The organism is uncultured Ellagibacter sp. (genome assembly GCF_934617235.1).
In the GTDB taxonomy this organism is placed as follows: domain Bacteria; phylum Actinomycetota; class Coriobacteriia; order Coriobacteriales; family Eggerthellaceae; genus Ellagibacter.
In genome coordinates, this window is sequence record NZ_CAKTTZ010000028.1 from 20,515 (window position 1) to 33,913 (window position 13,399).

Below are 13,399 nucleotides of genomic sequence, written 5' to 3' on the forward strand. Positions count from 1 at the left end.
CAGGAAGAAAAACAAAGCTCCCTCGTCCAACCTAAGGGACGAGGAAGCTTATTTCGACTCCACTATCATGTAAGGTCCTTTTATTGCCTTACATGTCGTTAGAAGAGGTCATTTCTTTAAAGATACGCTCAAGATCCTCTTCATCCTTGAATTCGATCTCGATTTTATTCTTGCCCTTCACCGTCTTAACGCGAACATTAGTTCCAAAGGCTCGGCGCAGCGATTTGGCAACCGATTTGAACGCAGCAGGCGTCGGGGTGCGAGGAGTCGACTCTGCTGACTCCTTCTTCCCCGAAAGCAGTCGAGCGATTGCTTCTGTTTCCCGAACCGACAGCTTTTCCTCGACAAGTTTCTGAGTCAGCTTCTCACGACCTTCCTTCGAAGGAATCGACAGGATAGCGCGAGCATGGCCAGCAGTAATCTTTTCCTCGAACAGTAGCTGCTGAGCGCGCTCAGGGAGGTCGAGCAAGCGAAGAGCGTTGGCCACCGTAGAACGGCCCTTGGATACAACCTGCGCAACTTCGGATTGAGTCATGTTGCGGCGCTCCATAAGGCGACGATAGCCATATGCTTCTTCAATGGGATTCAAATTCGAACGCTGGATATTCTCGATAAGCGCAAGCTCGAGCGAATTGTCGTCATCCGCTTCCTTAATGCGAATAGGAATCTTCTTGAGCCCCGCCATCTTACATGCTTGCCAACGTCGCTCGCCAGCGATGATCTCGTACGATTCAGAACCTTTCTTCCTAACAAGGATTGGCTGCAGAAGCCCGTGAGTTTCAATAGAAGAAGAAAGCTCCTGGAGCTCTTCTTTCTTAAACTGGGTACGAGGCTGATCAGGATTCGGGGAGACGGTATCAATGGGAACTTCGTCTGAGGTCTTCTCCACCACACGCTGAGAAACCTCCTGCAACGGCTTTTCAATCACCGGAGCAGGCGACTGCGTTGCTGCGCGCCGTTGAACAACACCTTTGATATGGATATTGTCCTCGGGATACGTCTCATTGATTTCCTCGCGCTCGAGCACCTCCTCTTCCTCTATACGACGTTGGGAAGGGGCGGGGATCTGCGCAGGGCGCGCTGCAGGAGCCGGGGCTGGATCGGCTCTAACAGTGTCTTCATATGAGCCCAAAAGAGCATCAAGTCCGCGACCTAAGCCGCCTTTCGTGGATTTAGCCACGGGAAATCACTTCCTCTGCTAGATCAATGTAAGATTGGGCGCCTTTGCCCGTTGGATCGTACTGCGTGATCGGCTGACCGAAGCTGGGAGCCTCAGAAAGCTTAACAGTACGCGGAATAGAGGTTTCGAATACGATTTTTCCGAAATAACGACGGACTTCATCCGATACCTGGCGCGAAAGCGTCGTGCGGTTGTCTGACATCGTAAGAAGCACGCCAAAGATATCAAGCGACGGATTCAGGCGCGATTTGACACGTTTCATCGAATCGAGAAGTTTTGTCACACCTTCCAAAGCGTAGAACTCGCACTGAATGGGAATCAGCAGCTTATCGGCGGCAACGAGAGCATTAATCGTAAGCAAACCAAGGGAAGGCGGGCAATCGATGAAAATATAGTCGTATCGACCGCGCATGGGCCCGATGGCATCCTTCAGGCGATTCTCACGAGCCATCTCGGAAACCAACTCAACCTCGGCCCCTGCCAAATTAATCGTTGCGGGAACGATATCAAGCCCCTTCGACACATCGGGAATAATAATGTCAGTCAACGGAACGTCGTTAAGGAGCGCGTCGTAAATGCAGCGGGACACCCTATTCTTCTCGACCCCTAAGCCACTTGAAGAGTTACCCTGCGGATCGAGGTCGACAAGGAGAACCTGCTTCCCCTTCTCCCCCAGCGCTGCGGAGAGATTGATAGCCGTCGTCGATTTCCCGACGCCACCCTTCTGGTTAATGATCGCCATAACCTTGGTTTGACCAACGACATGGGTCACCGGCTTCTTCTCAGCAAAGGTTTTCACGGGCACAGTGCGGGACTGGTCTTCAATTTGAGGAGCAGGTTCCCTCTCGATTACCTGATACTCCTCTTCAACCGCTTCTTTCTCGTTGTCCACGGCAGGAACCGATTCAACAATCGGCTCTTCTTTTTCAGTGACAGCCTGAGCTTCTTTTCTTTCTCGTTTTAGACTATCGAACCAACCCACCTATGGCCCCCTTTCTTGACTTCAGTTCAGTATAGATGTTTCACGTGAAACATCTCGTAACGATTCTGCGAGAATCGATTATTTCAAGGGACGCTTTTGGGCCAAACCCGTTTTACGGGGCAGTTTCACGTCTGGATCCTTGAATTTCTTCATCACGAACATACAACGAGTCGTCTCTCCATCGGAGAGGGTGAAGATATCCTCATGAATACACTTCAATCCCAATTTATTCTCAAGGGAGAATGCGTGCTCCCTCTCTTCTTCCGAAAGATGAGATTTGTAGCATATCAACAAGCCGCCATCAACGAGAAGCGGAGCGGCAAGCTCCATCAAAGAAGGAAGTTGCGAAAGCGCACGCGCGGTTGCTACAGCAAAATGCGCGGGCATTTCCCTCCCGAGATCCTCGATACGACCAGCATAAGTGGATACATTTTCAATTTCCAGTTTATCCACTATCCCTTGAATAATCGCAGTCTTCTTTTTGACCGAGTCGACAAGCAAGGTCTCACGGCCTGTTTTTATCGCAAGGGGCACTCCGGGAAATCCCCCACCGGTACCTAAGTCAACATAAGGCCCATCAGGAGCTTCATCCATATACTTCATCCCCGAAAGCGAATCCTCGATATGCAGGATTTCCGCACTTTCACGAGATACGATACGAGTCAGATTCGTTGTCTCATTCGCTACAAGCACCTCATCGAGATAACGTTCGATGACATCCATCTTTGCTCCTTACAATAAAAAAAGCCGGGATGCTTCTTTTCGAAACATCCCGGCTCCAAATGACCTTAACGGGGAATGACCACTACGTGCCGGGCACTTCCTTCGCCCTCGGAGGCGGTATCAACTCGATCATCATCTCGAAGCGCAATGTGGACAATGCGGCGCTCGTAGGGAGTCATCGGGCGCATCTTAACATTACGATGCTGGCTGGCTGCCTTATTGGCCGTCGAGCGGGCAATAGACTCGATCTTATCGCGTTGTCGACTCTTGTACCCTTCGACGTCAACGATGACAGGGTAACGGAATCCCATCGAACGAACGGTAATAGCGGAGATGACGAACTGCAGAGCATCGAGCGTACGGCCATGACGCCCAATCAGAACCGCAAGATCGTCACCGGTGATATCGAGAATAAGCTCACCCTCATCACCTTCATACTCATCAATCGTGACTTCCCCGACGTTGAAGTACTTCAAAATCCCCTGCAACGCGGCAATAGCGGTATCGGCGATAGCGTCGAGTTCTTCTTCCGTGACTTCGATCTTGTCTTCACTCATAGCTACTCCTCATGTTTCACGTGAAACAAACTAGCGCTTCTTGGTAGGACGGGGCTTCTTCACCTTGCGAGTCACATCAACCTTTACCGGTGCAACTTCGACGACAGCCTCTTCCTCTGCATCCTTCTTCTTCAAGAAGTGCATCGTGAGCTGCTGTTGGATAAGCGCGAAGACAGAAGATGCACCCCAGAACAAAAGCACGCCTGCAGGAGCGGACCAGGAAATCCAAAGCATGAACAGCGACATGATGCCCGACATCATGAGCATCTGGCGTTTCTGGTTCTGATCCTTGCTGTTCTTCTGTTGGAGAAGCATAGGAGCAAAGGTCACGAACGCGAAGACCAGCATCAGGATGAGATAAGGAATGAAGGTTAGGAAACCTTCGCCCATCGCCGTTGCGGGGTTCTTCGTCAAGTCCGGGACAAGATGATAGAACTGATACGTCATACCCTCGGGCATGCGCTCGGCCATGCTGTAGAGTACCTGATACAGCGCGATGAAGACAGGCATCTGGATGAGCATCGGGAGGCAACCGGCAAGCGGGTTGAACTTGGTTTCCGCGTAGAGTCGCTGCATTTCTTCACGCTGGCGTACCGGATCATCAGCAAATTTCGTCTGAATCTCCTGAAGCAGCGGCTGAACCTTCTGCATGGCGAAGTTAGCAGTCGTCGACTTATGCACGAGCGGTGCAACGATGACGCGGAAAATGATGGTGATGATGATAATCGCCATACCCCAGTCGCCCACGCCATTGTAGAAGAACTGGATAATGTCGAATACCCAGTCCTTAATGACTTCCCACATGTTATTCCCTTCTGTATACCAAAGGGAACCCTACGGAACGGGATCGTAGCCGTAAGGTCCTCCCGGACGACACCTCAAGATGCGCTTAGCAGTGAGTACGAACCCCTTCCTGAAACCATAGCGTCGAAACGCTATGAGGGCGTACTCGGAGCAAGTCGGAGTGAATCGACAGCAAGGAGGGAAAAGAGGCGAAATGGCAGCACGATAAAACATGATAAGGAATGTGGCGATCTTTACCGGTATTCCTTTCACGGTACTGCGCATATCGACCATAGTTAATCCCCTTTGATGACCAATTCTGATCGCTCGACTACCTTGGCGCATGCGGATAGCACTTTACTATAAGAAGCGCGGGTGACGGACGACTTCGCAAGAAATATCACATCGTAGCCCGCCCAAGGGCCTTGCAGGTCGCGGCAAATAGCGCGCATCCGGCGCTTCGCCGAATTCCTCCACACCGCATTACCGTTCTTTTTTCCTGCAATAAAAGCAACACGACCCCTAAGGTCGTGTTGCACTGCCCCCTCTGTTTTCCCCGAAGTGTAAATCATCGTGAGGAAAGGGGTGCTTAAACGCTTTCCTTGCGAGAACATCTCGGAGATCTCTGCGCTGGATTTAATGATATCCAACGAAAAGCCTCGCTACACGCAGAGACGCTTACGTCCCTTGTTGCGACGAGCCTTGAGCACGGCACGGCCGCCCTTGGTTGCCATACGAGAACGGAAGCCGTGGCACTTAGCGCGCTTGCGCTTATTCGGCTGATACGTACGTTTCATATCTCTATCCCTTTCATGATCTGACTATTCAAAATGGATGTAGAGTAACTTCTGAATTATATAACACAGAAGTAACCTTCGAATAGGTCATTTTAGAAAGATTTCATATCGAGCTGGTCTTTCCCGCGGGCGAAAGGTATTGAGCCCTTATTATTCTGAGCTCTTTTCTTTTATATATACGTTTCTCTTTGTAATGATAATAAGCGCGGGGGATTGGTTGAGAAGCACGAAGAGCCCTGGTAGATGGAGGTTTTTATTTCGAATTTCGCGGTATATATCGTGTAAGCACTTCCACTGCTAATTATCGCTTTCGTTATCACTCCACTGCGATTGAAGGGTTTTCTACCGATTGTTCCCTGCTAATGAGCAACTTATCAAGCATGAGACGTTTTTCTGGAGCGCCCAATAAAGACTTAAACGACGCGGCTGCTCTCATTTTCTGTGCGATTCATCATTCATTCCCCCTTCTTTTAACTTGAGAAAAGGGGGAATGACCAGGTATTAATGGAAAATGTTGAAAATGAGGTCTTGTCTACAGGTCGCGGATGATCATCTTCAACGCTTCGATTTCCTCGTTCATATCGCGACTTTCCTTAAGCTGCTTCTCGACATCGCTCACGGAGTACAGAACGGTTGTGTGGTCGCGATTGAATTTCTTGCCAATATCGTTGAAGGGAAGATCAAGCATCTGACGGCAGAGGTACATCGCAATTTTTCTTGCATAGGTGATGTGGCGCGGCCTCTTCTTGCCCACCATATCGCTGTGGCTGATCTTATAGTAGTTCTCGACCTCGCGTTGGATGTCGGCCACGGCAAGTCTTTTGGTAGGACCGCCCGAAAAATGGCTCTCCAGCACGCCCCGTACATCATCGAGCGTCAAATCAGAGTTGTGGGTGAAGGCCATCTGATAGATGATCTTGGTGACCGCGCTCTTCAGCTCGCGGATGTTCGATCCCGAATTCTCCGCGATATACATCTGGATGTCGTTAGAGATGGAAAACGATGGGTCGCCCTCGCTTTCCCGATACTCTTCGATGAAGCTTTTCACGATGCCGAGCTTCGTCTCGATTTCAGGAGGCTGGATATCGAAGGTTCCGCCGGAATTAAAGCGGGTGATATAGCGCTCGTCGATATCGATGTTCTTCGGCGCGCGGTCTGCGGAGAGAACGACCTGCTTTCCCTGGTCAGTCATCTTGTTGAAGATCTGGAACACGATGTCGAGCGTTTGCTTCTTGCCCTGAAAGTACTGAACGTCGTCGATGAGCAGCACATCGGATTCCTCGTAGCGCTGCTTGAAGTTGCGATAGCTCGCCTTTTCCTTGTCGTGTGCCACCGAGGCTTCCATGTAGTCCGAAAGAAGCTCTGCGGAATCGACGTAGGTTACCTTGAGCTGCGGGCGGGTTTCGTTGATGTAGTTTTGAATCGCTCGCAAAAGATGCGTTTTCCCCAATCCGCTCTTGCCGTAGATGAAAAGCGGGTTGAGGTGCATCTTGCCAGGTGTTTCGGCAACATCGACCGCCATGGAATAGGCCATTCGGTTGGAATCGCCGATGACGAAATTCTCGAATGTCAGGGAAGCGGGTCCATCCGCACGTTTATGGGGAGCCGAAGCTTTCTCCTCTTCCCCCCGGTAATCGAAGTCGGGAGAGTGCGCAAAGCCCTCGTCGAAGGGTTGGGGGGAATCTTGTCCCGACTGGATAGAGGAGGCGTTTTGACTCTCGCTTTTCGGGAAAGAACCGGCGGCATTGCGCATTACAGCCTCATGAGCTGCTGAAATGCTGAAATCGAGTGAAGAGGGCATGGGATTGTTGGGGATGGTGTAGGTGCCCCCTGCGTTTTTTTGAGGTGAGGATGCGGGCGCTTGAAACGCTTGGGGAGACGTTTGGAGCTCGGGGGTAGGCACCTGAAACGTCGCGGCGGGCGTGTGCGCCGTCGCGGCCGGTGTTTGGGGAACCGGGGCGGCCGTGGGTTTCGGCTGTGCAGCCCCGGCGGCTTCATCGACGGCAATAATGACGTTGAAGGGCACCTGGAACAAATCATTCAGCGCCTGTTTGATAACGTCGAGGTAGTGTTGCTCCACCCACGATTTGATGAAATCGTTGTCCGCGGTAAGGATGAGGAATCCCTCGCTCATCGCCTGGGGAACAAGGCGCGAGAAAAAGGCGTTGACCTGCGATGCGTCGACGTTGCTGTACGTCTTCACCTGTTCGCAGACACTATTCCAATTACGATTGAGTTCAGAGCTGTCCATATAAGTCTCCCGAGGCTATCCGAAGTATTTGCAATTGTATACAAAAAGCGCCGCGCGTTGTTGCTTCACGCACGGCGCACGAAGGAAATTCAGGCGAAGATCAAGCTACATCGTTTCGGCAACTTCCATACCGAATGCGGTAAGAGTGCGCTTCTTTTGGCCGGGAACCATCTCGATGAGACCTTCTTCCTGCAGTTTCTTGAGCGTGGTGTAAACGGTCGCCTGAGGTGTGTTCGTAAGCCGGACGAGGTCGGTCACGCCCAGTGCCCCTTCAGCGAGCAAAGCGGTGAGGAACGCCTTTTCCCGCGCATTGAGTGAAGGCGTGGGATAAGCTCGCGGCTGAGTCTGAACGTATGGCTGCTGATAGGCTGGCATAACCGGCTGAATGACCTGGGGCGTTACTTGTTGAAGGTATGGCTGCGCCGGCATGGTTGTATAGGCTGGCATAACTTGGGGAGCATACCCCTGTTGTGGAAGATATTGTGTCATCGGTTGTGCCATGGGTTGCATGGCGGCAGGCTCAACCCGCTCCGAAACGAAGCTTTCCTCCCAAGGAGCATACTTGCCTGCGGGGATTTCCCTGGCTTCCGGGGTTTCCTCTTCCCCGCGCTCGTTGTCGGCGTTCAGGCTGATGGTGACAACGGTCCCCTGGCCGATGTTGTCATCAATTGAAATTGAGCCATGGGTGAAATCCAGGTAATCGCAAACGATGGGAAGCCCCGACCCTACGCCGCGGATGTACCCCTTCATCGGTTCGACTGCCGATGAAAAGCCAGGTAGTTGGGCTTTTTGCTTGTCGCTGATACCAGGCCCCTGATCGGCGAATCGGATGGTGTTTCCCCCGTCGAGGATGGAAACGATAATCTCGGTGAACCGTGCGTGGATGAAATTTTCCGACACTTCGCGCACGACGGTATAGGGAATAGCCCCGCCCGCTTGCTTTGCCTGGCCGTAGATGGTCGAGGCGAGCGCTTCGATATAGTCGGGTGTCGGTGCTGGCATGATTTCGGTTACCCGTGGCGCGCTGCGCAGGTCGTCATAGAGCGCGATGCGTGCAACTGAGGACACGAAATCGTAGTCGTAGGACGCCTCGGCTTGAGGCTGAGACATTGGCTCGTCATGTGGTGTGTTGTTTGTTTCGTTCAAAACCGTGTTCCATTTATTCAGCGTTTTCAGTTTTATTCAGTTGAATTGTAGCTGTTTTTCAACAATGAAAGAAGACCACCTGCGTTTTTCGTGGTTGAGAAAGAAAGAAATTCACTTTCGGTTAAAAGAATTGTGGAAATCTACGAGGTGCTTTCATAGTTTTCAACAATTCCTTCAGTAAAAGTTGAAAACGATGAAAAAGCACGGTGGAAAAGAGAAAACGGAAAAAGCGGATTGTTAAAATTTTCATTGACAGGTGAGAAAAATCGGTTTTGCCTGATGAAAGGCGTACGTAAAATTAAAAGCCCAGGTGAGTGATTTTCTATTGGTTAATGGGGAGAATCTGGTGAGTCTACATCGTGGGATATGTTGAGCGAAATCCCAGTTCAAACAGGCTTTCATTCTATATAAGCCCAGGTCGCAATCATAAAGAATAAATACATAGCAACCTATATAAAAACAAGGTAAACACAAGCTTTTCCACCAGCGTTTATACGTAAATGCACGGTTTTCAACATTTTCCACAACGATGGAAGGCGCGAACGGTGGAAAAACGAGAAAAAGAAGGAATTGTGGATAAAGGGAGGGTGGGAAAGCTTGTTTTTTCAGCTTTCATCGCGCTGAAAATCACTTTGAAAGAAGGGTGCTCTGAATTTTCAGGTGCTTTCCCTTAAAGATAATCCACATCCCTTCGAGCCTGTATAATGACGCGCAGAAGAAATGAAAGAGAGAAGGTTCCCTTGAAGTTCAGCATCAGTAAAAGTGAATTGCAAAATGCTCTTGCGATCGTTATCAAAGGTGTTTCCACACGCTCGACGCTTCCTGTACTTTCTGGCATTCTCCTTGAGGCAACGGGCGACTCGCTCGTTCTCCAGGCGACTGATCTCGAGCTGTCTATCCAGTATTCCGCAGCTGCGCTCGTGGAAGAGGAAGGCAAGGCCGTTGTTCCTGGTAAACTGTTCTCCGATATCGTGAAGAATTTGCCCGATGCTGCGGTTCACGTCGACGCTGACGAGGAAAATGCGCTCATCACCTGCGATAGTTCCTCATTTTCCATCAAGGCGCTCAACTACGAGGATTTCCCAGGGTTCCCCCACGTCGATGTGTCTCAGCGCATAGATGTTCCCTTCACGCAGTTCGCCGCTATGGTGAAAAAGGTTGCGCGCGCGGTGTCGAAGGATGAAAGCCGCGCGATTCTGACGGGCGCCTTGGTAACGCTTGAAGACAATCGATTCAAGATGGTTGCGACCGACTCGTATCGATTGGCTTTGGCTGAGGTCGAGCTTCCCAATTCCGCTGCCGATGAGTTTGAAGCGGTCATATCCGGATCGTTTCTGCAGGATATCGCCTCCCTGCCGAAAACGGAATCCAACGTTCAAATCGCGCTCGCTGAAAACCAGATTCTCGTGAGCTGCGAGGATACCGTATTCATCAATCGCCGCATTGAGGGGAATTTCCCCAACTATAAGCAGCTGCTTTCAGGAAAGCACGGCACGCGTGCGAAGATAGACGTCAGCCATCTCGTTGCCGCTGTGAAGAGAACCTCTCTTCTCGGCTCGTCTTCGACGCCGATTAAGTTCGATTTGAATGCTGCATCGCAAACAGTCCAGCTGTCCGCTGCTTCGCAGGATGTCGGTTCTGCCCAGGAGACGCTTTCCTGTGAAATCGAGGGCGACGACGCGGAAATCGCATTTAACTTTGCCTATGTGCTTGACGGCCTCTCTTCGATTTCAGGCGATTCGGTATTCCTGGAGGTGGGGACCTCGCGCGAGCCTGGCATCTTCAAGGCCCAGGCCCCGGAAAACTTCCTGTATCTCGTCATGCCGGTGCGCATCTCGTGACGCTTTTTATTGAGCACATAGGTTTCACCAACTTTCGCAATTACGAGCGCTTCGAGTTGAACGACATCGGGGCGCTCACCTTGTTCGTAGGACCGAATGCGGTTGGGAAAACGAACATTGTGGAGGGCATCCAGCTCATGACCGCCCTTACTTCCTTCAGACACCCGGTAATCGATCAGGTGATCAAGCACGGGGAGAACTTCGCCCGCACTGATGCGCGCGTGACCGATGGGGATCGGCTTCTCGATATCGTGATGCTGCTTGAGAGCCATAAGAGGAAGTACACGTTGAACGGCAAGGCAAAGCGGCCCTCCGATTTGAAGGGGCTTGTTCCTTCCGTGTCGTTTACGCCAGACGATCTGGAGCTGGTCAAGGGTTCGATGAGCATACGAAGGGCTGCCCTCGATACGTTAGGCTCGCAGTTATCGCCGAATCACTACCTTATCAAGAAGGATTATGAGAAGGTAATTCGCTACAAGAATAGGCTGCTCAAAGAAGAGGCGCCGGCGGCGCTCATTGACAGCATCAACGAGACGCTTTTGACATGCGGCGCTCAGCTTTCCTGCTATCGTGCGGCGCTCTTCGCGAAACTGGCCTTGGAGATTTCCCGCCGTTATGCCGATATCGCGCGAGGAGAGAAGTTGGAGGCAGTGTATATTCCCTCGTGGATGACGTCTGTTTCACGTGAAACATCACGCGAGATTCCCTCCTTCACACGCGATGAGGCGCGCAACGAGCTGGCTCGCGCCCTCGAAGTGCGTCGCGGGGAAGAGCTAGCACGCAAGAAGAGTGTTGTGGGACCCCACGCCGATGAGGTTTACTTCTACATCGAGGGGAAGAATGCGAGCCTTTACGGGAGCCAAGGGCAGCAGCGCTCGATTGTCCTTGCGTGCAAGCTCGCCGAGGCGTCGATTATCGATGACATGCTCAATCAAAAGCCAGTGTTGCTTCTCGATGACGTGATGAGTGAACTCGACGAGCATCGGCGTCACGCGCTGGTGGAATTTATCTCGGGCGATATGCAAACATTCATAACCACGGCGAACCTTGCCTATTTCGACGATGCGCTTCTAAAGAATGCCCGTGTGGTGAGGCTCGGAGAAAAGGAGGCTTCGCGTGGCTAACATCGGAAAAGAAATGGCCCGACTCATGGGGTCGCTGCCAACCGACGAGAAGACGCTCATCGCGCGCCGCGCCGCCGAAGTACGCACGATGTGGAAAGATGCGATCGAGTATGTGTACAAGGAGAACGCGCCCTACGTTCTTGAGCATGTGAATGCCGTCTACATAAAAGAAGAGGAGGGCATTCGGTCTCTCTATGTGTATATGGACGATGGGAATTTCCGTTCCGACGTTCATTGCCGACAGCATCTGATTATTCTCAGGCTGCACGAGCGCTTCGGCGAGCGCATCGACGAATTCAAGACGTATCCTTCTCGCTTCGACATGCGCAAGCGTCATCCCTATAGGGAGGAATGTGGGAGGAAAGAAGTGACCTCGCGCGTAGTACCACTTTCACCTGCGGAATTGTCCGAAGTTGAGCAGACAGTTTCCTCTGTTGAGGACGAGGCAGTCCGACGCGCCCTAGAAAAGGCGATGGTAACCGACAGGGAATGGAAGAAGAGCGAAAGGTCATAAATGGCGAAAAAGTGCAGAATCATGCGTTAGAAGGCCTTAGAGACCCCTTAAACAGTTCGTTTTCTCCTTCTATGGTACAATAGGTCAGTTCGCGTAATGCGCGAAGCATCTTCCAAACGTACCGAAAAAGGAGCATGTCAGTGGCTAATAAACCCGATCACTACGATGGTTCTGACATTCAAGTCCTCGAAGGTCTCGAAGCGGTACGCAAGCGTCCCGGTATGTATATTGGCTCTACGGGTCCGCGCGGCCTGCATCATCTGGTATACGAAGTTGTCGACAACGCCGTTGACGAAGCGCTTGCGGGTTACTGCGATGCCATCGAGGTGTGGATTCATCCCGACAACTCGATTACGGTAACCGATAATGGCCGCGGCATTCCAGTGGATCTGCACCCGAAAGAAAAGATCCCGACGGTTGAAGTTGTTTTGACGATTCTCCATGCTGGCGGCAAGTTCGGTGGCGAAGGATATAAGGTTTCGGGTGGCTTGCATGGCGTCGGCGTATCCGTTGTCAATGCGCTTTCCTCGCGCGTCGAGGTCAATGTAAAGCGCGACGGCAAGGAATATGAAATCGATTTCGACCACGGCCACACGAAGACGAAGCTTCACGAAGTGGGAGCGGCGACGAACACGGGGACGAAGGTCACCTTCTGGCCTGACCCCGAGATTTTCGCGGAGACCACCATCTATGACTACGACACCCTCGCTGCGCGTTTTCGCGAGATGGCATTTCTTAACAAGGGCCTTAAGATTACGATGCACGACGAGCGTGCAAACCCGGGTTCGATCCTTTCGGATAAGGCGCCCGAGCCGCGTTCGGAGGTCTTCCAGTACGCGGGCGGCATCGTCGACTTCGTTAAATACTTGAATCAGGGTAAAGAAACGCTCAACACCCCCGTTTACTTTTCTGCTGAAAACGCAGATGGCACGGTGGAAGTTGCCATGCAATGGTCGACGTCCTACTCGACGAATTCCGTTATGGCCTTCGCCAACAACATCAACACGCACGAGGGCGGCACGCACCTCGACGGCTTCAAGCAGGCCGTCACGCGTACAATTAATGATTACGCACGTAGCAAGGGCATTCTGAAGGAAAAGGATTCCAACCTTTCGGGCGATGACACGCGTGAAGGTTTGGCTGCGATCATTTCCGTGAAGCTGCACGATCCGCAATTCGAGGGTCAGACGAAGACGAAGCTCGGCAACACCGAGATCCGTCCGCTCGTGCAGAACGCTGTGACGCAGGGTCTTGCGGAATACCTTGAGGAGAATCCCACTCCCGCCAAGAAGATCATCAGCAAAGCGACGCAGGCGTTGAAGGCGCGCGAGGCCGCGCGAAAGGCACGCGAAATGACGCGCCGCAAGAATGTGCTCGACTCGTTCGCGCTGCCGGGCAAGCTTGCCGACTGTTCTTCCAAGAAGGCCGAAGAGTCCGAAATCTTCATTGTAGAGGGCGATTCCGCAGGTGGCAGCGCCAAGCAGGCGCGCGACCGCAAGAC

The 13,399-nt window shown here is 52.0% G+C and carries 15 protein-coding genes; 5 read left to right on the forward strand and 10 right to left on the reverse strand.

All coding sequences use genetic code 11. The features are described from left to right. Window positions 1–88: 88 nt before the first annotated feature. From Q0G85_RS06655 to Q0G85_RS06700, 10 genes are all read right to left on the reverse strand, one after another. On the reverse strand, window positions 89–1,180 hold the full coding sequence (locus Q0G85_RS06655; protein WP_297155985.1) for a ParB/RepB/Spo0J family partition protein: 1,092 nt from the start codon (window positions 1,178–1,180) through the stop codon (window positions 89–91). Then, the gene (locus tag Q0G85_RS06660) at window positions 1,173–2,162 is read right to left on the reverse strand and encodes a ParA family protein (protein ID WP_367116875.1); all 990 of its coding nucleotides are present in this window, start codon (window positions 2,160–2,162) and stop codon (window positions 1,173–1,175) included. The genes Q0G85_RS06655 and Q0G85_RS06660 overlap by 8 nt, the downstream gene beginning before the upstream one ends. 78 nt (window positions 2,163–2,240) lie before the next feature. Further along, window positions 2,241–2,885, reverse strand: coding sequence for a 16S rRNA (guanine(527)-N(7))-methyltransferase RsmG (rsmG, locus tag Q0G85_RS06665; RefSeq protein WP_297155987.1), 645 nt, complete (start codon window positions 2,883–2,885; stop codon window positions 2,241–2,243). Window positions 2,886–2,950: 65 nt separating this feature from the next. After that, window positions 2,951–3,442, reverse strand: a complete 492-nt coding sequence (locus Q0G85_RS06670) for a R3H domain-containing nucleic acid-binding protein (RefSeq protein ID WP_297155989.1) — start codon at window positions 3,440–3,442, stop codon at window positions 2,951–2,953. A 30-nt stretch (window positions 3,443–3,472) separates the two neighbouring features. After that, window positions 3,473–4,246, reverse strand: coding sequence for a YidC/Oxa1 family membrane protein insertase (locus Q0G85_RS06675; protein WP_297155991.1), 774 nt, complete (start codon window positions 4,244–4,246; stop codon window positions 3,473–3,475). A 30-nt stretch (window positions 4,247–4,276) separates the two neighbouring features. Further along, window positions 4,277–4,510: a membrane protein insertion efficiency factor YidD gene (yidD, locus tag Q0G85_RS06680; RefSeq protein ID WP_297156013.1), complete on the reverse strand. Its 234-nt coding sequence runs from the start codon at window positions 4,508–4,510 to the stop codon at window positions 4,277–4,279. A gap of 11 nt (window positions 4,511–4,521) precedes the next feature. Continuing rightward, the gene (rnpA, locus tag Q0G85_RS06685; protein WP_297155993.1) at window positions 4,522–4,875 is read right to left on the reverse strand and encodes a ribonuclease P protein component; all 354 of its coding nucleotides are present in this window, start codon (window positions 4,873–4,875) and stop codon (window positions 4,522–4,524) included. 12 nt (window positions 4,876–4,887) lie between these two features. Beyond that, window positions 4,888–5,022: a 50S ribosomal protein L34 gene (rpmH, locus tag Q0G85_RS06690; protein ID WP_158049978.1), complete on the reverse strand. Its 135-nt coding sequence runs from the start codon at window positions 5,020–5,022 to the stop codon at window positions 4,888–4,890. A gap of 532 nt (window positions 5,023–5,554) precedes the next feature. Beyond that, window positions 5,555–7,273 (reverse strand): chromosomal replication initiator protein DnaA, encoded by a 1,719-nt coding sequence (gene dnaA, locus Q0G85_RS06695; protein WP_297155995.1) that lies wholly within the window; start codon window positions 7,271–7,273, stop codon window positions 5,555–5,557. Between the two features lie 105 nt (window positions 7,274–7,378). Next, the gene (locus Q0G85_RS06700; RefSeq protein ID WP_297155997.1) at window positions 7,379–8,383 is read right to left on the reverse strand and encodes an ATP-binding protein; all 1,005 of its coding nucleotides are present in this window, start codon (window positions 8,381–8,383) and stop codon (window positions 7,379–7,381) included. 581 nt (window positions 8,384–8,964) lie between these two features. Here Q0G85_RS06700 and Q0G85_RS06705 point away from each other — a divergent pair. From Q0G85_RS06705 to Q0G85_RS06725, 5 genes are all read left to right on the forward strand, one after another. Beyond that, the gene (locus Q0G85_RS06705) at window positions 8,965–9,093 is read left to right on the forward strand and encodes a hypothetical protein (RefSeq protein WP_297156000.1); all 129 of its coding nucleotides are present in this window, start codon (window positions 8,965–8,967) and stop codon (window positions 9,091–9,093) included. A 66-nt stretch (window positions 9,094–9,159) separates the two neighbouring features. Beyond that, the gene (gene dnaN, locus Q0G85_RS06710) at window positions 9,160–10,260 is read left to right on the forward strand and encodes a DNA polymerase III subunit beta (RefSeq protein WP_297156001.1); all 1,101 of its coding nucleotides are present in this window, start codon (window positions 9,160–9,162) and stop codon (window positions 10,258–10,260) included. Continuing rightward, window positions 10,257–11,384, forward strand: a complete 1,128-nt coding sequence (locus tag Q0G85_RS06715; protein WP_297156003.1) for a DNA replication/repair protein RecF — start codon at window positions 10,257–10,259, stop codon at window positions 11,382–11,384. The genes dnaN and Q0G85_RS06715 overlap by 4 nt, the downstream gene beginning before the upstream one ends. Then, a complete protein-coding gene (locus tag Q0G85_RS06720; RefSeq protein WP_297156005.1) occupies window positions 11,377–11,898 on the forward strand; it encodes a hypothetical protein in 522 nt (173 codons plus the stop codon). Before Q0G85_RS06715 ends, Q0G85_RS06720 begins: the two co-directional genes overlap by 8 nt. 134 nt (window positions 11,899–12,032) lie before the next feature. Further along, window positions 12,033–13,399, forward strand: a 1,367-nt coding sequence (locus Q0G85_RS06725; RefSeq protein WP_367116876.1) for an ATP-binding protein, incomplete at its 3' end; no start/stop codon positions are given.